This window comes from Pseudomonas sp. Eqa60 (assembly GCF_018326405.1).
Lineage (GTDB): Bacteria > Pseudomonadota > Gammaproteobacteria > Pseudomonadales > Pseudomonadaceae > Aquipseudomonas > Aquipseudomonas protegens.
This window is the reverse complement of the sequence record NZ_AP024342.1, coordinates 4,544,984-4,568,869: the sequence shown is the minus strand read 5'-3', so window position 1 is coordinate 4,568,869 and position 23,886 is coordinate 4,544,984. Positions and strand designations below refer to the sequence as shown.

The 23,886-nt window shown below is 63.9% G+C and carries 20 protein-coding genes; 12 read left to right on the top strand and 8 right to left on the bottom strand.

Annotation, left to right across the window (positions count from 1 at the left end):
- Nucleotides 1-95 precede the first annotated feature (95 nt).
- Nucleotides 96-995 carry a LysR family transcriptional regulator gene (locus KI242_RS20540; RefSeq protein ID WP_011062266.1) on the top strand — a complete coding sequence of 300 codons (900 nt, stop codon included), beginning with the start codon at nt 96-98 and terminating at the stop codon, nt 993-995.
- Between the two features lie 92 nt (nt 996-1,087).
- Entirely contained in the window at nt 1,088-1,933 is an 846-nt protein-coding gene (locus KI242_RS20535; protein WP_015636345.1) for a DUF2242 domain-containing protein, read from the top strand.
- Nucleotides 1,934-1,938: 5 nt separating this feature from the next.
- On the opposite strand, the gene aceE is transcribed toward KI242_RS20535, so the two are convergent.
- Nucleotides 1,939-4,614, bottom strand: coding sequence for a pyruvate dehydrogenase (acetyl-transferring), homodimeric type (gene aceE / locus KI242_RS20530; RefSeq protein ID WP_077934514.1), 2,676 nt, complete (start codon nt 4,612-4,614; stop codon nt 1,939-1,941).
- Nucleotides 4,615-4,774: 160 nt separating this feature from the next.
- Between aceE and KI242_RS20525 the strand changes: the two genes are divergently transcribed.
- Nucleotides 4,775-5,245: a MarR family transcriptional regulator gene (locus KI242_RS20525; protein ID WP_053152753.1), complete on the top strand. Its 471-nt coding sequence runs from the start codon at nt 4,775-4,777 to the stop codon at nt 5,243-5,245.
- An 11-nt stretch (nt 5,246-5,256) separates the two neighbouring features.
- Here the strand turns inward: KI242_RS20525 and KI242_RS20520 are convergent, their stop codons facing one another.
- Nucleotides 5,257-6,345, bottom strand: coding sequence for a pyruvate dehydrogenase (locus KI242_RS20520; protein ID WP_065363211.1), 1,089 nt, complete (start codon nt 6,343-6,345; stop codon nt 5,257-5,259).
- 214 nt (nt 6,346-6,559) lie between these two features.
- Here KI242_RS20520 and KI242_RS32005 point away from each other — a divergent pair, with 214 nt between their 5' ends.
- Entirely contained in the window at nt 6,560-6,685 is a 126-nt protein-coding gene (locus tag KI242_RS32005) for a hypothetical protein (protein ID WP_011062261.1), read from the top strand.
- A gap of 28 nt (nt 6,686-6,713) precedes the next feature.
- On the opposite strand, the gene KI242_RS20515 is transcribed toward KI242_RS32005, so the two are convergent.
- Both KI242_RS20515 and KI242_RS20510 read right to left on the bottom strand, forming a co-directional pair.
- The gene (locus KI242_RS20515) at nt 6,714-7,754 is read right to left on the bottom strand and encodes an AraC family transcriptional regulator (RefSeq protein ID WP_212805490.1); all 1,041 of its coding nucleotides are present in this window, start codon (nt 7,752-7,754) and stop codon (nt 6,714-6,716) included.
- Between the two features lie 4 nt (nt 7,755-7,758).
- Complete coding sequence (locus tag KI242_RS20510; protein ID WP_015636340.1) at nt 7,759-8,889, bottom strand: carbon-nitrogen hydrolase family protein; 1,131 nt, start codon at nt 8,887-8,889, stop codon at nt 7,759-7,761.
- Nucleotides 8,890-9,398: 509 nt separating this feature from the next.
- Here KI242_RS20510 and KI242_RS20505 point away from each other — a divergent pair.
- The 4 genes from KI242_RS20505 (at nt 9,399) to KI242_RS20490 (ending at nt 15,096) form a co-directional block, all read left to right on the top strand.
- A complete protein-coding gene (locus KI242_RS20505; RefSeq protein ID WP_212805489.1) occupies nt 9,399-10,466 on the top strand; it encodes a fatty acid desaturase in 1,068 nt (355 codons plus the stop codon).
- A gap of 148 nt (nt 10,467-10,614) precedes the next feature.
- Nucleotides 10,615-11,760: an EstA family serine hydrolase gene (locus KI242_RS20500; protein WP_011062257.1), complete on the top strand. Its 1,146-nt coding sequence runs from the start codon at nt 10,615-10,617 to the stop codon at nt 11,758-11,760.
- A 159-nt stretch (nt 11,761-11,919) separates the two neighbouring features.
- Complete coding sequence (locus tag KI242_RS20495) at nt 11,920-13,959, top strand: NADPH-dependent 2,4-dienoyl-CoA reductase (protein ID WP_011062256.1); 2,040 nt, start codon at nt 11,920-11,922, stop codon at nt 13,957-13,959.
- Between the two features lie 207 nt (nt 13,960-14,166).
- Nucleotides 14,167-15,096 carry a pyridoxal-phosphate dependent enzyme gene (locus tag KI242_RS20490; RefSeq protein ID WP_011062255.1) on the top strand — a complete coding sequence of 310 codons (930 nt, stop codon included), beginning with the start codon at nt 14,167-14,169 and terminating at the stop codon, nt 15,094-15,096.
- Here KI242_RS20490 and KI242_RS20485 read toward each other — a convergent pair.
- The 3 genes from KI242_RS20485 to KI242_RS20475 form a co-directional block, all read right to left on the bottom strand.
- The gene (locus KI242_RS20485) at nt 15,087-15,641 is read right to left on the bottom strand and encodes a cytochrome b (RefSeq protein ID WP_011062254.1); all 555 of its coding nucleotides are present in this window, start codon (nt 15,639-15,641) and stop codon (nt 15,087-15,089) included. The two genes, KI242_RS20490 and KI242_RS20485, sit on opposite strands and share 10 nt — an antisense overlap.
- A gap of 179 nt (nt 15,642-15,820) precedes the next feature.
- On the bottom strand, nt 15,821-16,669 hold the full coding sequence (phnX, locus tag KI242_RS20480) for a phosphonoacetaldehyde hydrolase (protein WP_212805488.1): 849 nt from the start codon (nt 16,667-16,669) through the stop codon (nt 15,821-15,823).
- Between the two features lie 101 nt (nt 16,670-16,770).
- Complete coding sequence (locus KI242_RS20475) at nt 16,771-17,880, bottom strand: 2-aminoethylphosphonate--pyruvate transaminase (protein ID WP_019095128.1); 1,110 nt, start codon at nt 17,878-17,880, stop codon at nt 16,771-16,773.
- A 110-nt stretch (nt 17,881-17,990) separates the two neighbouring features.
- Between KI242_RS20475 and KI242_RS20470 the strand changes: the two genes are divergently transcribed.
- Complete coding sequence (locus KI242_RS20470; protein WP_161466494.1) at nt 17,991-18,851, top strand: LysR substrate-binding domain-containing protein; 861 nt, start codon at nt 17,991-17,993, stop codon at nt 18,849-18,851.
- Between the two features lie 170 nt (nt 18,852-19,021).
- On the opposite strand, the gene KI242_RS20465 is transcribed toward KI242_RS20470, so the two are convergent.
- Nucleotides 19,022-19,909, bottom strand: coding sequence for a LysR substrate-binding domain-containing protein (locus tag KI242_RS20465; protein WP_011062250.1), 888 nt, complete (start codon nt 19,907-19,909; stop codon nt 19,022-19,024).
- Nucleotides 19,910-20,195: 286 nt separating this feature from the next.
- Here KI242_RS20465 and KI242_RS20460 point away from each other — a divergent pair, with 286 nt between their 5' ends.
- The 3 genes from KI242_RS20460 to KI242_RS20450 all read left to right on the top strand — a co-directional run bounded on the left by KI242_RS20460 (nt 20,196) and on the right by KI242_RS20450 (nt 23,824).
- Complete coding sequence (locus KI242_RS20460) at nt 20,196-21,521, top strand: MFS transporter (protein ID WP_015636334.1); 1,326 nt, start codon at nt 20,196-20,198, stop codon at nt 21,519-21,521.
- Nucleotides 21,522-21,619: 98 nt separating this feature from the next.
- Nucleotides 21,620-23,011, top strand: coding sequence for an FAD-dependent oxidoreductase (locus tag KI242_RS20455; protein WP_011062248.1), 1,392 nt, complete (start codon nt 21,620-21,622; stop codon nt 23,009-23,011).
- Between the two features lie 108 nt (nt 23,012-23,119).
- Nucleotides 23,120-23,824: a YebC/PmpR family DNA-binding transcriptional regulator gene (locus tag KI242_RS20450; RefSeq protein WP_011062247.1), complete on the top strand. Its 705-nt coding sequence runs from the start codon at nt 23,120-23,122 to the stop codon at nt 23,822-23,824.
- The last annotated feature ends 62 nt before the right edge of the window (nt 23,825-23,886 follow it).

Below are 23,886 nucleotides of genomic sequence, written 5' to 3'. Positions count from 1 at the left end.
TGAGGGGCCTAGGGTAGGGCGCTGTTCATGGCGGAAAAATAGGCTAAGGTTCCGAACTTATCGGACACAGGTGTCCTTAATTTCGGAGCGACGCGATGGACTGGCTCGGCAGTATCCCGGTGTTTATGCAGGTGGCGGAAACCCGCAGCTTCACCGAAGCGGGGCGCCTTCTGGGAGTCTCTTCCTCGGCGGTTGGCAAAAGTATTGCCCGTCTGGAGGAGCGCCTGGAGACTCGTCTGTTTCATCGCACCACCCGCAGCATCAGCCTCACCGCCGAAGGCGCCGGATTCCTCGAACGCTGCCGCAGGATCGCCGCCGAAGTCGAGGCGGCGGAGTTCCAGCTATGTGACTCTTCCAGCGCGCCGGTGGGCAAGCTGCGGGTCAGCGCGCCGCAGGTCCATGGGTTGTTGATGCCGGTACTGGCCGAGTTCATGCAACGCTATCCGCAGATCGAGCTGGATATCGACCTCTCCGATCGCATGGTGGATGTGGTGGAAGAGGGTTTCGACCTGGTAGTGCGCACCGGCAACCCCAAGGACTCGCGGTTGCTGGCCCGGCAGCTGGGGCGCTTTCGCATGGTGCTGGTGGGCAGCCCCGGCTATTTCCAGCAGCGCGGCGTGCCGCAGACCCCGCAGGAATTGCGCAGTCACTCCTGCCTGCGGCATACCTTTCACCACACTGGCAAGCTCGAGGCCTGGCCCTTCAAGGTTCAAGCGGATGCGCCGGAGCCGGTGCTGCCCACTCGCCTGACCAGCAGCTCCATCGAGGCGGTGGAGCACGCGGCGCGCAGCGGGCTGGGCATTGCCTGCCTGCCGGACTTCATGGTCCAGGCCGCGGTGCGCCGTGGCGAGTTGCAAACCGTGCTCGACCCATACCTGGAGCACAACGGCGCCTTCTGGGTGTTGTGGCCCTCGAGCCGACATGCAGCGGCCAAGCTGCGGGTGTTGATCGAGCACTTGAGCGAGCGACTTTTTCCGGCAAACAGTGGTCAGTAAACTGATGAGAAATTTAAGGCACCAATTACCCGCGCTGCGGGACGCTGATCTGTTGCACAATACGCGCCGGAGCGTTTTCCTCAGGATTCTCGATGTTTAAATCATTTCATCTGCGCGCCACGGCCGGGGTGTTGCTGCTGTCTGCGGTGGCCGGCTGTTCGTCGCACAAGACCGCCATCTACGAGCACGAAAGCTTCGATGATTCCGGCACGTTTTCGCGCAATTACCCGGTGAGCGATGCCGCCTCCTGTGAGGCCGCGCGGCGTGCCCTGCTCAGCCAGGGCTACATCATCACCAGCAACGATCCGAAGCTGGTCAGCGGCCACAAGAGCTTCCAGCAGACCGGCGAGACCCACCTGGAAATCAGCTTCAACGTGGTTTGTGCCCAGGACGGCAGCGGCGACCAGCGTTCGACGATGTTCGCCAACGCCCTGCAGGATCGCTATGCGCTGAAGAAGGTGAACAACTCGGCCAGCCTCGGCGTGGGCGTGCTGGGCTCGGTGTCGATGCCGATCGGCTCTACCGATGATTCGATGGTCAAGGTGGCCAGCGAAACCGTGTCCTCGGCCAAGTTCTATGACCGCTATTTCGCCCTGGTGGAGTTGTTCCTGCCCCAGGAAGCGAAGAAGGCGGCGCATATCGAAGAGAAACCCAAGGCCGACCTCGGGGTTCCCGAGAACAAGCCCGAGGCGCCAGCCAAGCCCGAGCCCAAGGCGCAGCCAGTGGTCGAGCCTGCCCCTGTGGCCGCGCCGGCACCCGCCACCGAGCCTGAGCCTGCGGTCTCGCAACCCCTGGCTCCTCCGGTCGAGGCGGCGCCGATAGTGCCGGCAGCCAGCAGCGAGCCAGCGCCCGCCACACAAACCGTCACGCCGCCACCGGCCAGCAACCTGCCGCCGCCCAGCGAGCCGATTCCGGCCCTGCCGAGCAGCGGGCACTAAGGCTCCTAGACCGAGCTCGGGTCGACTTTTTCAGCGTCGATCCGATAGCGGCTCAAGGCTTCGCCGACCTGGCTGTAGGGTATCTCCCCGTCATCGGCCAGGGCTTTCAACGCCGCCAGGGCGATGAAATGCCGGTCCACCTCGAACAACTGCCGCAGGTTTTCCCGGGTATCGGACTGGCCGAAGCCGTCGGTGCCCAGGGCGACGAAGCGCCGACCCTCGACGAAGGGGCGGATCTGGTCGGCGAACAGTTTCATGTAGTCGGTGGCCACCACCAGCGGGCCTTGATGGCCTTCCAGGCATTGCTCGACATAGGCCGCTCGCCGAGGCTGCTGCGGATGCAGCAGGTTCCAGCGCTCCGCCGCCAGGCCCTGGCGGCGCAGTTCGGTGAGGCTGGTGGCACTCCAGATGTCGCTCTGCACCCCGAAGTCCTTCTCCAGCAGCTGCCCGGCGGCGATCACCTCGCGCAGGATCGAGCCGCTGCCCATCAGTTGCACCCGCGGGGCTTTGGCGCCCTGGGCGGTGCTTGAGCTGAAGCGGTACAAGCCCTTGAGAATGCCTTCGCGAGCACCTTCGGGCATGGCCGGTTGCGGGTAGTTTTCGTTGAGCAGGGTGATGTAGTAATACACATCCTCCTGCTGCACATACATGCGCTGCATGCCTTCATGGATGATCACCGCCAGTTCATAGGCGAAGGTCGGGTCGTAGGAGATGCAGCAGGGGATCACCGAGGCGAGGATATGGCTGTGGCCGTCGTCGTGCTGCAGGCCTTCGCCCATCAGCGTGGTGCGCCCGGACGTGGCGCCCAGCAGGAAGCCCCGGGCCCGCGCATCGCCGGCGGCCCAGGCCAGGTCACCAATCCTTTGGAAGCCGAACATCGAATAGAAGATGTAGAAGGGCAGGGTCATGACCTGGTGGTTGCTGTAGGAGGTACTGGCGGCGATCCATGAGGAAATCGCCCCGGATTCGTTCAGGCCCTCCTGCATGATCTGGCCGTCCTTGCTCTCCTTGTAGTAGCTCAGTTGCCCGGCATCCTGTGGGGTATAGAGCTGGCCCACCGCCGAGTGGATGCCGATCTGGCGGAACAGGCTTTCCATGCCGAAGGTGCGCGACTCGTCAGGCACGATCGGCACCACCCGCTTGCCGATCTGCGGGTCCTTGAGCAGGGTGCCGAGGATGCGCACGAAGGCCATGGTGGTGGAGATCGCCCGGTCGCCGGTGTCCTTGAGCTGGGTGGCGAAGGCTTCCAGGGCCGGGATCTGCAGCGGTGCGCAGTCGTTGTAGCGAGCCGGCACATAGCCCCCCAGGCGGCTGCGACAGGCTGCGAAGTAACGGCCTTCCGTGCTGTCCGCCGCGGGCTTGAGGTAGGGCATTTCAGCCAGTTGCTCATCGCTGACCGGCAGTTCGAAGCGATCACGGAAGGCCTTCACTGCCTCGGCCCCCATCTTCTTCAACTGGTGGTTGATGTTCTGGCCTTCGCCGGCCTCGCCCATGCCGAAGCCCTTGACGGTTTTCGCCAGGATCACCGTGGGACGGCCGCTGTGGCGTACTGCGGCGGCATAGGCGTTGTAGACCTTGATCGGGTCGTGGCCGCCCCGGGAGAGCTTCCAGATCTGCTCGTCCGAGAGATCGGCCACCAGCTCCAGCAATTGCGGGTACTTGCCGAAGAAATGCTCGCGCACATAGGCGCCGTTCTGCGACTTGTAGTTCTGATAGTCGCCATCCACGCACTCCATCATGCGCTGGCGCAGCAGGCCGCTGCGGTCCTTCTCCAGCAGCGCGTCCCAGCCGCTGCCCCAGATCACCTTGATCACGTTCCAGCCGGCGGCGCGATACAGGCTTTCGAACTCCTGGATGACCTTGGCGTTGCCCCGTACCGGGCCATCGAGGCGTTGCAGGTTGCAGTTGACGACGAAGATCAGGTTGTCGAGTTTCTCCCGCCCGGCCAGGGAAATCGCCGCCAGGGATTCGGGCTGGTCCATTTCGCCGTCGCCGAGGAAGGCCCAGACCTTGCGCCCCTGGTGCTGCTTGAGCCCGCGCAGTTCCAGGTAGCGCATGAAACGCGCCTGATAGGCCGCGGTGATCGGCCCCAGGCCCATGGATACAGTGGGGAACTGCCAGAAGTCCGGCATCAGCCTGGGGTGCGGATAGGAGGAAATGCCCTGGCCATCGGCCTCGCGGCGGAAGTTGTCGAGCTGGGCGGCGTTGATCCGGCCTTCCAGGTAGGCGCGGCCGTAGATGCCTGGGGAGGAGTGGCCCTGGATGTACACCATGTCACCGTCGAAGCTGTCGCTGCGGCCGCGGAAGAAATGATCGAAACCCACGTCGTAGAGCACGGCTGCCGAAGCATAGGTGGCGATGTGGCCGCCCACGCCCGAATGCTTGCCGGCGCGCAGCACCATGGCCATGGCGTTCCAGCGGATCATCGCGTTGAGCTTGCGCTCGGTCTCCAGGTCGCCGGGGTAGGGCAGCTGCCGCTCGGGGGCAATGGTGTTGATGTAGGGCGTGGTCACCCGGCCATGGAAGTCGCCGTGGCGTGCCACGTCGAAATCCAGCAACTGGTCGATCAGGTAATGGGCCCGCGGGCGACCTTCCACCGTCAGCACCGACTCCAGAGAGTCGAGCCACTCGCGGGTTTCCTGGGGATCGTTATCGAGGGTTGCACTGTTGTTCTGGGTCATACCTGGCTCCGTGTTGGGCGGGGTTCCAGCGCGCGGATTCTTGTGGAATCGGAGGGTATTCGGCGCCGGGAAAAGTAATTGCAATTGCAACTACATGGCCGAATCTATCCCGGCATGCGCTACTATTGCAACCCTTCTTCAAACCTTCGGATGGTGTGGCATGTCTTCAAAAGAGCCCGATGTCTGGTTCCGTTTTGTCAGGGCTCACCGGACGGTGATTCGCGAAATCGAGCGCCGCCTGGCCCAGGCCGGCTTGCCGGCGTACGCCTGGTACGACGCCCTCTGGGGCCTGGAAAGCGGCGCCGAAGGTACCCGGCGCATGCACGAATTGGCCGATGTGCTGGCCATCGAGCGCTACAACCTCACACGCCTGGTGGATCGCCTGGAAAAAGACGGCCTGGTGCAGCGCTCGCGCTGTGAGGGCGATGGTCGCGCGGCCTTTGTCAGCATCACCGACGAAGGCCGAAAGCTGCGCAAGAAGATGTGGAAAATCTACGAGGCGACAGTGGCCGAGCTGTTTCTCTCGCAACTGGACAGCGAGCAGAAACACGCCTTTGCCGATGCCCTGGAACGCACCGCGACCCTGGCTCGGGCGGCGGCCAATGGTGGCGACACAGGCTCCAGGGGCTGAGCACGGTACCGTCAGGGCAGGCCATAGGTCGCCATGGCCTGTTCCACGCATTGCATGGGCAATTGCCCAGCGTCTGCCAGGCTCTTGAGCGCCAGCACGGCGATCCAGCGAGCCTCGGGGCAGCGGCCGCGTCGCGGGTCGCGGGCGGCATCGAAGGAGTCGGTGCCCAGGGCCACCAGCTCGGCCTTGAGGTGAGGGCGTAGCTGTTCGGCCACCGCCTGGCCGTAGCCAGTCACTGCAATCACGGGCGCCGAGTCATCCGCCAGGCAGCGCTGCAGGTGTGAGCCGCGCTTCTCCTGCCCAGGATGCAGGCGATTCCAATGCTGCGCCGCAGCCGCTTCCCGCGCCAGGCGGGTGTAGCTGGGGCAACTCCAGAGCTGGCTGGCCACCTTCCAATCACGCTGCAGCAGATCCGCCGCGGCCCTGACCTGGGCAAACGCCCGGCCGGCGCCCAGCAGTCGCACGCGCCCCGCCGCTGGGTGGGCAGTGGTGTCCGTCACCTTGTACATCCCCTGCAATGCGGCTTGCCGTTGCTCGGGCGTCAGTTCCAGTTGCAGCTCATGGTCATGCAGGGCCAGGTAGTAGAAGCCTGGCTGGCCCTCGATATACAGGCGTTGCAGGGCCTCCAGGATAATCGCCTCGGCCTCCGCGCCAGTGGCCGGGTCGAATGGCAGGCAGTGCGGGTTGTGGGCCAGCCACAACGCCAGTGACGGGTCGGCACCCTTGGGCCATGGGGAGGTTTGGGTCTCACTGTCGTTGCACAGGATGCCCCGCGCCGCGGTCTCGGCGCTGACCGCGCACAACTGCGCCGAAGAACTGCAGCGGTGCAGATAGAGCAGGGGTTTTTCCGCGCTGTCGGTGGAGAACCACAATGGCCAGGCGCTGATCCGGGTACTCCTTTGTGGTGCGCTGTGGCTGCGCACCACAAAGGACTGGCGTGCGGTGCGCCGGTCCAGCTCCAGGGTATTGGCCATCTCCAGCACGGTGTTGAGTGGCGAACCGCCAGGGGGGCGGGCGCTCCTGAGCAGGTCCAGGCAGGCCTGGGCCGCCTGTTGCGCGAGGGCCTTGTGGCGAGTGGGAAAAAGTGAGGATGGGTTCATGCTCGGCGCCGTCCGCAAGGGGGGAGAGCGGCTACCCTAACGGATTGGCAAATATGATTGCAATTGCAATCGTTGCAGTTGCATCTGTGTTCGAGGGTTAAATTCCTCACGGGCTGTTACGTTTTAATGATAGAAATCCTGACCTGGGGGGTAGTATTTTTTCTGTCATCCCGGCACTTTATGCTGATCCCGATGGTCATTAGGCACAGGGCTATTGAACAAGGTCTTTCAACAACGGAAAAAGGAGTCCGCCATGGACGAATACCAAGAGGAACTGCTGGAGTATCAGGCTTTCGAGCTGGATCCTCTGGAACCTGCAGAAGACGCCACCGAGCTGTAACGCCGGTGGCGTTTTTTTTACCGTTTCTCTAGCCGAATTGTCGGTGGCTGCGGCGAAAATCCCCGGGGGTCTGGCCATTCCAGCGCTTGAAGGCCCGTTGAAACGCCTCGGCTGAGGCAAAGCCCAGCAGATAGGCAATCTCCCCGAACGCCAGTTCAGTATCGCGAATGTAGGTCATGGCCAGGTCGCGGCGGGTGTCATTGAGAATTGCCCGGAACTGCGTCCCTTCTTCCGCCAGCTTGCGCCGCAGGGTCCAGGTCGGCAGCTTCAGGCGCATCGCCACTTCTTCCAGGCCCGGCTCGCGACCGCCATTGAGCAAAGGCCCCAGCATCTGAATGATGCGTTCGCGCAGGCTGCGGGTGCGGGTCAGTTGTTCCAGTTCTCTCTCGCACAACTGCACCAGATGCCGCCAGGTGCTCGGGCAATGCTGCGGGTTGCGCAGGCCCAGGCTGGCCTGGCTCAGGCGCAGCTGGTTCTGTTCGGCGCCGAACTGGATAGGCGTGGGGCCGAGCACCGCATAGGCCTCGTGGTAGTCCGGGCGCTGGAATTCGATATCGATCTGTTCGGCGTGGATCGCCTGGTCGGCGACGCTGGACAACTGCTGCAGCCAGCCGGAGATGATCGAGTCCACCACGAAGCGGTTGTAGGCGTTGTACGGGCTGATGGAGTAGAAGCACAGCCAGGCGCCGCTGGCATCCTCGTGAAAGCTCGACTGGCCGCGATAGTTGGAGCCATACAGAGCTTCGAAGCGGGTCAGGCAGCGGGCTGCTTCGCGCACGGTGGGGGCCTGGGTTGCGGTCACTCCGGCCAGGCCGGCCTGGCTCAGCCGGCTCAGGCGGCCCATGCGCAAGCCCAGGGCCGGGTCTCCGGTCAGCTGGATCGCCCCGTGGCCCAGGCGCATGTAGCGCGGGATTGACAGCCGCGCTCCGGCTTCGCCCAGGCGCGCGGCGTCCAGGGCGTACTGTTCCAGCAAGGGGGTGGGGTCCTGCCCGTAGCTGAGGACCGCGTCCACCAGGCTATGGACGAAGCCCACCGACAAGTCGCCCAGGCGCATCGGTGGGGTTTTCATTGGCCTACAACCAGATGTTCAGCAGGCGGGCGCCGCGGTTGCCGTCGTCGGCAAAGGTCTGGCCGTTGCTGTTGATGAAACTCTGGCCACTGCTGCGTTGGTCCCAGAACTGACCGCGCAGGAACACGCTGACCCCGGCGCTGGCCAGGCTGCTGGGTGCGCGCGCAGTCAGTGTCAGGCGATGCCAGGCCTCCCCCTCGCTGACTTCCTCGGGCTTGAGGCTGACTTCGCTGGGGGTGGCGATGCTCTTGTATCCGCGCCAGGGTTTGTCCCAGCCATCACGGCCCATGACAAAGGCCGGGACCGCCACCAGTTGGGCGTGCTGGTCATTGAGCTTGCGGTAGTTGTCGGGGTACCAGCTGTCGCTGCCGATCAGCACACCGAGGCGCCCGGCCGGGGTGTCGATAACCTCCAGCGCTTTGTCGGCATCGCCCTTCACGTAGCCGCTTTCGGCGTAGGTCGGGTAGATCTGCCGCTGGGGCTGGCCCATGGGCAGGCCATCGCTGCCAAACACCAGGCTGCTGTTGTACAGGGCGCCGCTGCCGATCTGCAGGTTGCCCTGGCTGACACTGGGTTCTGGAAGAATGATGCTGCCGGCCACCAGGGTCACATGAAACTCCTTGGCCAGGCCGCCGAACAACGACTGATAGTCCCGAGCCATCCTCTTGGCCTTCATGCGCAGGTACGCATCGTCCAGGCGGCTGTCACCCCTGGCGCTGATCAGCGCCTTGAGAAACGGCAGCGGGTTGCTCACCGCCAGCCAGTTCATTGCCTCTTTCAGAGAGGTGGCCTGATACAGCTCATTCTTTTCACCACTGACCATCAGCCAGGTGCCGACATGCTCGGGCAGCACGACGATGGTCTTGTCATTGACCAGGCCCTTGTCACGGGCTTGCTGCATGTAGGCCGCAAGCTTGCGATGCAGGCGCTCGATGCTCTGGTAGTCGGTGGGGAACAGCTCGGGCTGGATTGCCAGCAGGTTGCCGTGGTCGGCAGGCACACCCTGGTCCACCGCGAGCTGGATACGCAGGTCCGACAGGTAGTGCGCCCCTGGACGATCACGGGTCCAGATGGCGTAGCTGGTGATGGCGGCAAGCAGGGCCAGGGTGAGGGTGATGTAGAGAAGTTTGCGCATGGGAAAACAGTCAGCGGCCGTGTGCTGGATCGTGACATTTCTCGGATATTTGGACCAAAGGTACAGGAAAACAGTGTGTTAGAGCGGTTTTTTGCATGAAATGGGTCATTTTCCGTAGCGTCTCGGGCTTTTCCCTGGGCTGCGCCTGCGATGTCGCCTCAGGGGGGAGAGGGCTGGCAGGTTGCTGCGGTCCTGCGTCGAGCGAGTCAGGTTTAGTGCAGTTGCCCCTACTTTCGTTGAAGTTTGAGGTTTTGCACGTTGATGGGTTGTTCGACAATGAAGCAATCTTGAAAGTTCTTCAGGACTTATCCGAAGAGGCTCAGTAGTGGCGAACTAATAGTTCCAAAGTGGACTGCTGGGTCATTCATAACAGTTATTAAAAAAACCAGCGGTCCAGGGGGCCACTTATCAGTTGTAGCCGCCGTTTCGGCCCAATTGGTTGTTTTGCTATCGAAGTATGTCTTTCTATTGAAGTTCGCCTCCACTCATTTTCTTCAAAGGATGAAGTGATGAACTCCATAGAAAAGGAACTTGATTGCGGTCGCTCCGTAACTGACCAGCAAAAGATCGAAGAAGTCACCCGCCAAATTACCGAGCATGGTAACGAACTACGCAGACGCTATCCTGTCCTGAACTATCAGAACGCCCTGGGTGCAAGTGCCATGGCTGTTTCGGTGACAGTTATGGTGGTGACTTGTGTGTTGTATGTGAAGGGCATCATGCCCGCGTGGTTGTGCATCTTGGTAAACGCGCTGTCGACCTCGATCATTCATGAACTTGAACATGACCTGATTCACCGTCTGTATTTCCGGAAACAGCCTCTGGCCCATAACTTCATGATGCTGCTGTGCTGGCTGACGCGCCCGGGAATGCCCAGCCCCTGGCTCAGGCGCGGCCTGCACTTTCATCATCACAAGGAATCCGGAACCGCCACCGATGTCGAGGCCTGGATCACCACCAGCGGCAACCCCTGGGGCATTCTCAGGCTGCTGAAGCTGATGGATGGCTTCCTGTTCGGCTTTGTAAATGCGGTCTGCGCGCCGGGCTGGCGGCAGAAAATGAAACTGCTGGCCAGGATCATTCGCCTCAATACCCCTTTCGGGCTCCTGTACTGGGGCAGCTGGTATGTGTTCCTGGGTTATCACTTGTCTACCTGGCTGGGCGGCCTGGCAGGAGTGCCGCCACCAAGTTCGCCGTTAGTGCTGCAAGTGATGAACGTGATTGATTGTGCAGTGGTCATTGTTGTTGCGCCGAATATGATTCGACAGTTCTGCCTGTATTTCATCAGTTCCAATATGCATTATTATGGTGATGTTGCGCCACGCAATGCTCTACAGCAAACCCAAGTAATGAACCATTGGCTGTTGTGGCCGTTCCAGTTGTTCTGTTTCAACTTTGGCAGTACTCACAGTATTCACCATTTTGTCGTGAAAGATCCTTTTTATCTTCGACAGATGACGGCGCCCTATGCCCATGAAGTCATGGGGAAGGCCGGAGTTCGTTTCAATGACTTCGGTACCTACAAGCGGGCAAATCGTTTCAAGTTGGATACGGTCCACTTTCAGTCCAGAGGCTGAAGATCTTTTGCACCTCTATTGCTCTTGTTATCACAGGTTTGCATTGCCGTTGACGAATGCAACCGGCCTCTTGGTTTCGGTTTTTAACTCATGCTGACCCTGGCCGACTCTCGCCAGGGCGGCATGACGATGGATGGGAGTTTTGAGAATGGAAGCGCAAGGAACATGTGCGAAGGGTTTCGAAGCCGTGCTGCACGCCTTCGAGGCAATGTTCGATGATCCCCAGGAGCGCGGCGCCGGGCTCTGTGTGCAGGTCGGCGGCCAGACCGTGGTCGACCTGTGGGCCGGCGTGGCGGACCTGGAGGGCAACAAGCCGTGGCACCACGGCACCCTGGCCAATACCTTCTGCACCATCAAGCCCTTGGCCGCAGTGGCTGCCCTGATGCTGGTGGAGGAGGGCAAGCTGGAGCTCGACGCGCCGGTGGCCCGCTACTGGCCCGAGTTTGCCCAGGGCGGCAAGGGGCGGGTCACCGTGCGCCAGGTCATGACCCACACCTCCGGCATACCGGCGCTGCGCGGGCCCAATCACAACGCCATGATGTATGACTGGGAGCACATGGTTGAGATCCTGGCTGCCGAGCCATTGTGGTGGCAGCCAGGAACCGGGTTGGGGTATGCCACCACTATTTTTGGCTGGGTCATCGGTGAGTTGATTCGCCGGGTCGACGGTCGAGAGCCTTGCACCTTCATCCACGAGCGGATCACCCGGCCCCATGACCTGGAGGTTTACCTGGGGGTCGAGGAACAGGATTTTGAGCGTATCGCGCATTTCGATGCCGCCGAGGGGCGGGTGGGCGACTACTACTCGGAGGACCTGCGCAAGGTGATCATTGCCGAGCCGGAGCATGTCGCGACCCTGGCCTTTACCAACCCGGGCATGGTCCCCCGGCGCACCTGCGACCCCCGCTGGTGGGCCTATCGGCAGCCGGGGGTCAACGGCCACAGCACCGCCCATGGCCTGGCCGGCTTTTACAGCGCATTGCTGGGGGGCCGCCTGATCGGGCCCGACCTGTTGAGTGAGTTCACCCGCGAGCACAGCAATGACATGGATCGCATCTGGCGACGCCCCATGCGCTATGGCCTGGGCTGCATGATGGAGCAACCGGCCGATCCGGCTGCCTCCCTCGGCATGGGGCCCGAGACTTTCGGTCATATCGGCCTGGGCGGCCCGATCAGTTTTGCCGACCCCGAACGCGAGGTGAGCTTCGGCTTTGTCACCACCACCTCGGGCCGGCACACCATGATCGATCCCCGCCCGCAGCAACTTGCCGCGCTGGCCTACGCGGCACTTTAAGTGGAAGGGGGAATGGAAAAAGGGTGTGCGTTCTGATCATTAAGTTGTCAGTTACGGTCATTGAGTGCCCGATGTTCTGCTCTTAGTCTGTGCAGCACTACTGATGGAAGCCGCAGAGCTTCCGCATTTTTCCGTGATTGCCCGATCTGGAGTGACACCATGGCTGGAGCACCTTACCCGCATTTGCTGGCCCCCCTCGACCTGGGTTTCACCACCCTGCGCAACCGCACCCTGATGGGGTCGATGCACACCGGTCTGGAAGAAAAGCCCGGCGGCTTCGAGCGCATGGCGGCGTACTTTGCCGAGCGTGCCCGGGGCGGCGTGGGCCTGATGGTCACCGGCGGCATCGGCCCCAACGATGAGGGCGGGGTGTATTCCGGCGCCGCCAAGCTGACCACCGAAGAAGAGGCACTCAAGCACCAGATCGTGACCCGTGCGGTGCACGAGGCCGGCGGCAAGATCTGCATGCAGATCCTTCATGCCGGGCGTTATGCCTACAGCCCCAAGCAGGTGGCTCCCAGCGCCATCCAGGCACCGATCAACCCGTTCAAGCCAAAGGAGCTGGACGAGGAAGGCATCGAGAAGCAGATTCGCGATTTCGTCACCTGCTCGACCCTGGCCCAGAAGGCCGAATACGACGGTGTCGAGATCATGGGCTCGGAAGGTTATTTCATTAACCAGTTCCTGGCCGCCCACACCAACCACCGCACCGATCGTTGGGGCGGCAGCTATGAAAACCGCATGCGCCTGCCGGTGGAAATCGTCCGTCGGGTACGTGAGGCGGTGGGCCCGAACTTCATCATCATCTTCCGCCTGTCGATGCTCGACCTGGTGGAAGGCGGCAGCACCTGGGAAGAGATCGTGCAACTGGCCCAGGCCATCGAGCAGGCCGGCGCCACCCTGATCAACACCGGGATCGGCTGGCACGAAGCGCGGATCCCCACCATCGCCACCAAGGTGCCGCGTGCCGCATTCAGCAAGGTGACGGCCAAGCTGCGCGGTTCGGTGAGCATTCCGCTGATCACCACCAACCGCATCAACACCCCGGAAGTCGCCGAGCAGATCCTCGCCGAGGGCGATGCCGACATGGTCTCCATGGCGCGGCCATTCCTGGCCGACCCGGACTTCGTCAACAAGGCCGCCGAAGGCCGCGCCGACGAAATCAATACCTGCATCGGCTGCAACCAGGCGTGCCTGGACCACACGTTCGGCGGCAAGCTCACCAGTTGCCTGGTCAACCCGCGCGCCTGCCACGAGACCGAGCTGAACTACCTGCCGGTCAAGCAGATCAAGAAGATCGCCGTGGTCGGTGCCGGCCCGGCGGGCCTGTCCGCCGCTACCGTGGCTGCCGAGCGTGGGCATCAGGTGACCCTGTTCGATTCCGCCAGCGAGATCGGCGGCCAGTTCAACATCGCCAAGCGCGTGCCGGGCAAGGAAGAGTTCTTCGAGACCCTGCGCTACTTCAAGCGCAAGTTGCAGACCAGCCATGTCGAGCTGTGCCTCAACACCCGCGTCGATGTACAGCAACTGGTGGCCGGCGGCTTTGACGAAATCATCCTGGCCACCGGCATTGCCCCTCGCGTGCCGGCGATTCCCGGGGTGGAGCACGCCAAGGTCCTCAGTTACCTGGACGTGCTGCTCGAGCGCAAGCCGGTGGGCAAGAGCGTGGCGGTGATCGGTGCCGGCGGCATCGGCTTCGATGTTTCCGAATTCCTCGTGCACCAGGGTGTGGCCACCAGCCAGGATCGCCAGGCGTTCTGGAAGGAATGGGGCATCGACACCCAGCTCCAGGCCCGTGGCGGCGTGGCCGGGATCAAGCCCGAGCCCCATGCACCAGCGCGGCAGGTGTTCCTCTTGCAGCGCAAGAAGACCAAGGTCGGCGACGGCCTGGGCAAGACCACCGGCTGGATCCATCGCACCGGTCTGAAGAACAAGCAGGTGCAGATGCTCAACAGCGTCGAGTACCTGAAGATCGACGATGCCGGCTTGCATATCCGTATCGGTGAGGCCGGCGAACCCCAGGTGCTGCCGGTGGACAACATCGTCATCTGTGCCGGCCAGGATCCGCTGCGTGAACTGCAGGACGGCCTGGTGGCGGCAGGGCAGAACGTGCACCTGATCGGTGGTGCCGATGTGGCCGCCGAACTGGACGCCAAGCGCGCCATCAACCAGGGTTCGCGTCTGGCGGCCGAGCTGTAACGGCCTGCCGTCCTGTAGCCGCTGCCGTAGGCTGGGCACGAGGCCGCAGGACTCGCCCAGCGGGCAATCGCGCTGCAACCAGCGAGCGCGGTTGCCTGTCTTGCGGGTTCTGCGAATCCGCTCGCAGCCTGCGGCAGCGGCTACAAGGATGAGCCTGGGCCTGGAGCTGATAGACTGCGCAGCTTCTTCCCCGAACCCCCGCTGCCGATGTCCTTCCCCGAATCCTTCGACTGGTTACCCCACGCCCCGCTGCAACGGCTGGAGCTGGACTGGCTGTCGCGGGCCGGGGTCGAGGTGGCGGTGCTGCGCCTGGACCTGATCGACCCGCTGATCAGCGGCAACAAGTGGTTCAAGCTGACCGAACACCTGGCGGCGGCACGTACCGCCGGTGCCCACGGCATCATCAGCCTGGGGGGCGCCCATTCCAATCATCTGCATGCGCTGGCCGCTGCTGGCCGGCGTTTTGCCTTTCCCACCGTGGGTCTGTTGCGTGGCCATCCACAGGACACACCGACGGTGCTCGACCTGCAAGCCTTCGGCATGCGCCTGCACTGGCTGGGCTATGGCGGTTATCGCGCGCGCCACGAGGCGGGTTTCTGGACGCCCTGGCAGGCCCGGTACCCAGAGTTGTACCCGGTGCCCGAAGGTGGCGGTGGCCTGGCCGGCGCAGCGGGCTGCATGACCCTGCGCGATCAGGTGCGGCGGCAGTTGCCGAGCCTGGGCTGGAGCGACTACCACGGCTGGTGGCTGGCCGCCGGCACGGGCACTACCCTGGCCGGGCTGGTGCTGGCGGAGGCCGGAGCGCATCCGGTCTACGGCGCCCTGGCGGTTCCCGAGGATCACGGGGTGGCGCAGCAGGTCGAGGGGATCTTGCAAGAGGCCGGGCAGGGCTGCGGCGGTTATCAGCTGCTGGACAGCAGCCGCGGCGGTTTTGCCAAGGTCGATGAAGTGTTAAGCGGGTTTATCCGGCTCACTGAACAACAATGCGCTCTACCGCTTGAACCCTTGTACACCGGCAAGGCCCTGCTGGCGTTGCAGGAACAGGTCCAGGCCGGGCGTTTCGCCCCGGGTTGCCGGTTGATCTTTGTGCATACCGGCGGCCTGCAGGGCCGCCGCGGGCTGTTGGCTCAGGCCTGACCGCGCTTGCGCCACATGCGTTGCAGAGTGTTGTCGCGCATCACGTAATGGTGATAGAGCCCGGCCAGGGCGTGCAGCCCGATCAGCCAGTAGCCGACCGTACCCAGCAGTTCGTGCCAGCCCTGGAGCTGCTTGGCCAGTGGCTTGTTCTCGGCCAGCAGCAGCGGCAGGTCGAGGCCGTAGAACATCACCTGGTGGCCCTTGGCGCTGGTGGTCAGCCAGCCGAGGATCGGCATGGCGATCATGAACAGGTACAGCGCCCAGTGCATCAGGGTCGACAGCAGCCGTTGCCAGTGGGGCGGGGTGGGCAGGATCTTCGGCGCTACGCCCTGGGCACGAGCGAACAGGCGCAGCCAGACCAGCGCAAACACTGTCAGGCCGAGCATGAAGTGGGCTTCGACAATCAGCGTGCGACCACCGCTGCCTTTGGGGAAGATGCCGCGAAATTCGATACAGGCGTAAACCACGGCCAGTAGCACCAGCATCAACCAGTGCAGGGCGATCGTCATGGTGCTGTAGCGAGACTCAGTGTTTTTCCAGGGCATACGGGACATCCTCGGTCATCAGGTCTGAAGCCTCCGTTCTTGAGCGACGGAGTGCTTTAACTGTAATCCGCTTTATGCCGGTCTGCCTGGAGCTGTAGCGGCTTTTATCGCCCCCCTGTGCAGCGTCGGGGCGGTGGGCGGGTATAAAAAAACGGCGGCCCCGAAGGCACCGCCGTTTTTTAATATTGCTCCGTGCCTGAATCAGTTGCCCTGGGGCATTTCCCCCGGGCCAGGCGCTGGTTGATGTCGGCGATCACCTGGGGCAGGTCGGCGATGGTGTCGATCAGGTAGTGCGGGCGCGAAGCCTCGAACAGCTTGTGGATGCGCTTGCGCTCGCTGGCCAGGGTGTCGCTGGCCAGGGCCCGGTAGCCTTCGTAGGTCAGGCCCAGGGCATTGCCCGAGCAGGTCAGCGCCACGGTCCACATGCCGGCGCGGCGGCCTTCGAGAATGCCCGGTACGGTGTCGTCGATCTTCACGCAGGCGGCCACGTCGTCGATGCCCAGGGCGATCACGTTGGCCAGGGCCTGGGCTGGCCATGGGCGGCCGTTGGGCACTTCGTCGGTGGCCACCACGTGGTCGGCGGTGTAGCCGTTGGTGGCGGCCAGGGCGACCACCTTGTCCATCACCTGCTTGGGGTAGCCGGAGCAGGAGCCGATCTTGATCCCCTGTCCACGCAGCTTGGCGATCACCTCCAGGGCGCCGGGGATCAGCGCCGAGTGCTCGGCGATCTTCTCGATCTGCAACGGCATGAAGCGTTCGTAGATAGCGGTCACATCGGCGTCAGTCGGGGTGCGGCCGAAGACCTTGCGATAGCGCTCGGCCACCTCCGGCAGGTCGCACAAGGTGCGGATGTGATCCCACTTGCCCATGCCCATGGGGCCGCGGGCCTCTTCGATGGACACCTGCACATCGAACTCGGCGAAGGCTTCGACAAAGATCTGGGTCGGGGCAAAGGAGCCGAAGTCGACCACGGTGCCGGCCCAGTCGAGGATCGCAGCTTGCAGCTGAGAAGGGTTGCTGTAGTTCATGGTTTCGATGCCTGTGTAGGAGCGAGCTTGCTCGCAAAAAAGGTTCTGTATCGCGTCGCCTGATTCGCGAGAAAGCTCGCTCCTACAGGCTCGGTGGGGAGTCAGATGTCGAGGACTTCCATCTCTTGCAGCACTTCGGCGATGGCGGTGACGGCAGCCTGCATGCCGCGGCGGTCGACATGGCCGATGCAGCCCACGCGGAAGGTTTCGACCTGGGTCAGCTTGCCCGGGTAGAGGATGAAACCCTTGGCCTTGACCCGCTCGTAGAAATCCTTGAACTGGTAGCGGGGATCTTTCGGGGCGTGGAAGGTGACGATGATCGGTGCCTGGATCGCTTCCGGCAGAAAACTGCGCAGGCCCAGTTCGCCCATGCCGTCGAGCAGTGTCTGGCAGTTGTCGGCGTAGCGGGCGTGGCGCGCCGGCAGGCCACCTTCCTCGGCGTATTGCAGCAGGGCTTCGTGCAGCGCGGCGACCACGTGGGTCGGCGGGGTGAAGCGCCACTGGCCGGTCTTGGCCATGTAGCTGTGCTGGTCGTGCAGGTCCATGGCCAGGGAATGGGCATTGCCGCCGGCCTGGGCCAGGGACGCCTTGGCAGCGAAGACAAAGCCCATGCCGGGCACGCCTTCCAGGCATTTGCCGGAGGCGGCGATCAGCGCATCGAAGGGGATCTCCCGGGCATCGATGGGTAGCGCGCCGAAGGAACTCATGGCGTCGATGATCAGGCGCTTGCCATGGCTGGCCACCACCTGGGCGATTTCCGGCAGCGGGTTGAGGATACCGGTGCTGGTTTCGCAGTGGATCAGCGCCACGTGGCTGATGCTGCTGTCGGCCTGGAGCAGGCGCTCGACATCCGCGGCCGTGGTGGGCTGGTCCTCGGCGGTTTCGAAGGTGCTGAAATCCCGGCCGAGCACTTCGCAGATCTTCGCCAGGCGCTTGCCGTAGGCACCGTTGATCAGCACCAGGACCTTGCCGTCGCGGGGCACCAGGGTGCCGATGGCCGCTTCCACGGCGAAGGTGCCACTGCCTTGCAGGGGCACGCAGTGATGGCTGTCGGCGCCCTGGATGATGGCCAGCAGCTGTTGGCACAGGCTGGCGGTCAGCTGGTTGAAGCGGTCATCCCACGAACCCCAGTCCACTAGCATTGCCTGGCGGGTGCGGGCGGAGGTGGTCAGGGGGCCGGGGGTAAGCAGGATTGGCTCGGCGATGCTCATGCTGTGTCCTCGAAAAGGTGGGGATGACGCTACGGGGACTAAATTGCAGTTTGCCTTGTCATCAATCAAATTGTTTGTTGTTATGCCAGCCATCAGTGAGGCCGATAGCTATGAACCTGTTTCAACTCCGCGCATTCGACGCCGTGGCCCGGGAAGGCAGCTTTACCCGGGCCGCCGGGCGGCTGTTCATCAGCCAGCCGGCGGTCACCGGGCATATCAAGGCCCTGGAAGAGCATTACCAGATCACCTTGCTGCGGCGCACTGCGCGCCGGGTGGAACTGACCGAAGAGGGCATCAAGCTGGCGGCCATTACCCGGGCCATGTTCGGCCTGGCGGAAGAGGCCCAGGCCATGCTCGAGGCCAACCGGCAATTGCTCACCGGGCGCCTGGAAGTGGCAGCGGACGGCCCCCATCTGGTCATGCCGATGCTGGCCAGCCTGCGGGCGCGCTACCCGGGGGTGACGGTCAACCTGCGCCTGGGCAATGCCCAGGAAACCCTGGCGGCGCTGTTGTCCGAGCATGCCGACGTGGCGGTGCTGACCGAGGTCGAGCCGCGCAAGGGCCTGCACCTGCAAAGCCTGGGCGAGTCGCGGATCTGTGCCCTGGTGCCCGATGGGCACCCTTGGCTGGAACTGGCTGAGGGCGTCGCCATCGAGCAGTTGGACCAGGTGATCATGGTGCTGCGCGAACCGGGTTCGATCACCCGCCGGACGTTCGATGAGGCCTGTGGGCTGGCCCAGGTCCAGCCCCGGGTGCTGCTGGAGCTGGACAGCCGCGAAGCGGTGACCGAGGCGGTGGCGGCGCACCTGGGGGCGGGCATTGTCAGTTCGGTGGAGGTTGGCCACGACCCGCGGGTGCGCACGGTGCCGATCCGCGGTGCGGGGCTGGTCAACCGGCACATGATCGGCTGCGTGGAGCGGCGCCGGGACCTGCGCCTGATTCAGGCGTTTTTCGCCCTGGCTCCAGCCTGAGCCCACCTCCACTCTTGTAGGAGCTGGCTTGCCGGCGAAGAGGCCCGAAAGATCGCCTTCGCCGGCAAGCCAGGCTCCTGCGGTAGCGGTGTCTGGGGGATCGCTTTCGCCGGCAAGCCGGCTCCTACGGTAGGGGTGCCTGGAGATCGCCTTCGCCGGCGAGCCGGCTCCTACAGGGCGGTGGGGGAGGCCAGGCTTTCGCGTACCAGGTCGAGGAAGGTGGCGACGATCCGTCGTGAACTCTGTTCGCGCAGGCACACCAGGGTTTCGGTCAGGCGCCGCTGGCAGTCGACGATCGGCAGGGCGCAGACCCGGGCGTCGGCGCCGAACTCCGCCGCCGAGACCACCCCCACGCCGATGCCCACCACCACCGCTTCGCGCGCGGCTTCGCGACCTTCCACCTGGATGGTCGGGCGGATGCGCAGTCCGGCGCGGTTCATTTCCTCTTCCAGGGTCTGGCGGGTTACCGAACCGACCTCCCGCAGCACCAGGGGCGTGTCGTCCAGGTCGGCGAGGCAGATGGACTGGCGGCCGGCCCAGGGGTGGTGACGGGAGACGAACGCCACCATCGGGTCGTTGCGCAGGGTCAGAGACAGCAGGCGCTCGTCGTCCACGGCCCGCCCCAGCAGAGCCAGGTCGGCCTGGTAATTGAACAGGCGCAGCAGCGATTCATCGGTGTTGCCGGTTTCGATCTTCACATTGATCCCGGGGTACAGCTCGCAGAACCGGGCGATCTGCGGCAGCACATGCACCGGGGCATCCACCGCCAGTACCAGGCTGCCGGTCTGCAAGGCCCGGGACTCCTGCAGCAGCTCCTTGGCTTCGGCTTCCACCACGAACAGGCGCTGGGTGATGGCCAGCAGGCGCTCGCCCAGGTCGGTCAGGCGCACCGAGCGCTTGTTGCGATGAAACAACAGCACCCCGAAGCGCTCTTCGAGCTTGCGCACCTGGTCGGAAATCGCCGGCTGCGTCAGGTACAGGCGTTCGGCCGCCCGGGTGAAGCTGCCGTGCACCGCCACGGCGTGGAAGGCTTTCAATTGGGCGTGGGAAACCGACATGGGCCAAACCTCTTACAAGCTGAGCTTATATTTGAAATACGATAAATCGATTTCATTTATTAGTCAGTAATTGCTTCCATCCCTGCAAGCCCAGTGACCGGTCGGTCGACCGGCACCGGGCCCTGAGGCCTGTGCGTGCAGCTTCGGTCCCCGAAACGGGCCGGCAACAGGACTCATCTGACCAGCAGCGCCCGCCGCGAGGGCCCTGCTGCAGTGCTCAAGAATAAAAAACACAGGCGTTTGCTTCGCATCCTGCCGGCACACTCACCCTGAGGTCAGAACCACAATGAACAAGCAGATCGGCACCATCAAACGTTGGCGCGTGCAGATTTTCGCCATCACCTGGATCGCCTACGCGGCGTTCTACTTCACCCGCAAAGCCTTTTCCGTCGCCAAGCTCGGGATCGCCGACGATCCCGACTTCACCCTCGACAAGATGGCCATGGCCAACCTCGACGCCATCTACCTGGCGGCCTACGCCGTGGGGCAGTTCACCTGGGGCATCTTCGCCGACCGCTTCGGCCCGCGGGTGGTGGTGCTGGGCGGCTTGCTGATTTCCGCCGCTGCGGCGCTGGTGATGGGCAGCTTCGCCACCTTGCCGGTGTTCGCCACCTGCATGCTGGTCCAGGGGCTGGCGCAGTCTACGGGCTGGTCGGGGCTGTGCAAGAACATCGGCAGTTTCTTTCCCGCCGGGCAGCGCGGCAGGGTGCTGGGGCTGTGGAGTTCCTGCTACGCCTTCGGCGGCCTGGTGGCCTCGCCCTTTGCCGGCTGGTGGGCCTATACGCTGATCGGCACCTGGCACGCGGCGTTCATTTCCAGTGCGGTGGTGGTGGGCCTGACCGCGGTGCTGTTCTTCATCTTCCAGCGCAATACCCCGGAGGACGTGGGCCTGCCGGCCGTGGAGCCATTGCCCCCGCAGAGCGCCGAAGAAGACGCCGCCGAACGGCGCATGAGCGTCTGGGAACCGCTGCGCGAGATCCTGCGCAACCGCACGGTGCTGATCCTCGGGCTGTCGTACTTCCTGCTCAAGCCGGCGCGCTACGCGATCCTGCTGTGGGGGCCGGTGATCGTCTACGAACAGATGCCGTCGGTGGGCAAGGTGGGGGCGGCGATCGTGCCCACCAGCTTCGAGCTGGCCGGGCTGCTGGGGCCGGTGATGATCGGCCTGGCCTCGGACAAGCTGTTCGGCGCCCGGCGCATGCCGGCCTGTGTCATCAGCCTGCTGGCGCTGACCCTGTCCCTGGCGCTGTTCATGGGCGCTCTGCATACCGGCAGCGTCGTGCTGGTGATGGCCCTGCTGTTTTTCATGGGCCTGACCCTGTACGGGCCGGACTCGATGATCTGTGGCGCTGCAGCCATCGACTTCGGCTCGGCCAAGGCCGGGGCCACCGCGGCCGGTTTCGTCAATGGCTGCGGCTCGGTGGGCGCGGTGCTGGGTGGCCTGCTGCCGGGTTACTTCGACACGGTCACGGTGTTCATCGTGTTTGCCGCCTGCGCCCTGGTCTCGGCCCTGGTGCTGGTGCCGTACTGGAACAGCCGGCCCCAAGGGCTCGATCCGGTGCGCGCACTCGTTCCCAATGGACCTTTGCTGATCAAACCGCTGCGTACCTGACTTTCGGGCCTCTTCGCCGGCAAACCGGCTCCTACGAAGGCTTGTAGGAGCAGGCTTGCCAGCGAACCCACTCGCCGTTTTTTACCTGGAGACTCACCATGCGACCTTTCTGGCTGGAACAGGCCCTGCAACAGCAACCCTCACCGGCGTGCCCGCCACTGTCGGGCGATACCACCTGCCAGGTGGCGATTGTCGGCGGCGGCTACACCGGGCTGTGGACCGCCATCATGCTCAAGGAGCAGAACCCCGGGCTGGACGTGCTGCTGATCGAGGCGGATATCTGCGGCGCCGGTGCCAGTGGGCGCAACGGCGGCTGCGCGCTGTCCTGGTCGGCCAAGTACTTCACCCTGGAGCGGCTGTTCGGTGTCGAGGAGGCCGTGCGCCTGGTCAAGGAATCCGAGCAGAGCATCTATGCCATCGGCGCCTTCTGCGAGCGCTACGGGGTGGATGCCCAGTACCGCCTCGACGGCACTTTGTACACGGCCACCAACCCGGCCCAGGTCGGCTCCACCGACGGCGTGATCGCTGCGCTGGAGCGCCGCGGCATCAACTCCTTCGACAAGCGACCCCTGGCCGACGTGCAGCGCATGGCCGGTTCCAGCCAGCATCTGGAGGGCTGGTATTCGCCGGCGGCGGCCAGCGTACAGCCGGGCCTGCTGGTGCGCGGGCTGCGCCGGGTGGCCCTGCAACTGGGCGTGAGGATTCACGAGAACACCGCCATGACCGGGCTGGAGGAGGGGCGCCCGGCGCTGTTGCGCACACCCCTGGGGCAGATCCGCGCCGAGCGCGTGGTACTGGCGATGAATGCCTGGATGGCCCGGGCCTTCCCGCAATTCGAACGCAGCGTGGCGATTGTTTCCAGCGACATGCTGATCACCGAGCCGCGGCCTCAACTGCTGCAGCAGATCGGCCTGACCAGCGGCGTGACGGTGCTGGATTCGCGGATCTTCGTGCACTACTACCACAACACCCCGGACGGTCGGATCATGCTCGGCAAGGGCGGCAACACCTTCGCCTACGGCGGGCGGATGCTGCCGGTGTTCGACCAGCCGTCGCCCTACGCCGGCTTGCTCAAGCGCAGCCTGGGGCAGTTCTTCCCGGCCTTTGCCGACGTGCCGGTGGCGGCCACCTGGAATGGCCCGTCGGATCGCTCGGTGACCGGCTTGCCGTTCTTCGGCCAGATGAGCCGCGCGGGCAATGTGTTCTACGGTTTCGGGTATTCCGGCAGCGGCGTCGGCCCCTGCCATATGGGCGGGCAGATCCTCGCCTCCCTGGTGCAGGGGCTGGACAACCCCTGGACTCGCTCGCCGCTGGTCAATGGCCCCCTGGGCTACTTCCCGCCGGAGCCGATCCGCTACCTGGGTTCGCTGGTGGTGCGCAACGCCATCCGCCGCAAGGAACGGGCCGAGGACCACGGGCGCCGGCCGCGGCACCTGGATGTGCGCCTGGCGCGTTTCGCTGCGGCGGCCGGCAAGGCCGACAAGGGCTGAAGCCTGCCAGCCACTGACTTTTTGGTCGATCAGGGCCTTGAGGACGTATAAACTTGCCCATCGCGTCGGCCAAATCCAACTCGACGCCATAGATCAAGAGAGTGAGTAATGGGCGCACAGTGGAAGGTTAAACACAAAGAAGCGGCAGCCAATGCCAAGGGCAAGATTTTCGGCAAGCTGGTCAAAGAGATCACCATCGCCGCACGTAACGGCGCCGACACCGCCACCAACGCCCACCTGCGGCTGGTGGTGGAACAGGCGAAAAAGGCTTCGATGCCCCGCGAGACCCTGGAGCGTGCCATCAAGAAAGGCTCGGGCCAGCTGGGCGAGACCGTGCAGTACCACCGCGTGACCTACGAAGGTTTTGCCCCGCACCAGGTACCCCTGATCGTTGAATGCGTGACCGACAACATCAACCGTACCGTGGCGGAAATCCGCGTGGCGTTCCGCAAGGGCCAACTGGGCGCTTCGGGTTCGGTGTCCTGGGATTTCAACCACGTGGGCATGATCGAGGCCTCGCCGGACAGCCCGGACGCCGATCCGGAACTGGCCGCCATCGAGGCCGGTGCCCAGGACTTCGAGCCGGGCGAAGAGGGCGCGACCCTGTTCCTGACCGAGCCTGCGGACCTGGATGCGGTACAGAAAGCCCTGCCCGAGCAAGGTTTCACCGTGCTTTCGGCCAAGCTTGGCTACCAGCCGAAGAACCCGGTCAGCGGCCTGAGCGATGAGCAGATGGCTGAAGTCGAGGCGTTCCTCGAAGGCCTGGACAACCATGACGACGTGCAGGACATGTTCGTCGGCCTGGCAGGCTAAGGCGATTCGCCGGCCAGCCGGCTCCTGCATTCCTCTGTAGGAGCCGACTGGCCGGCGAAGCT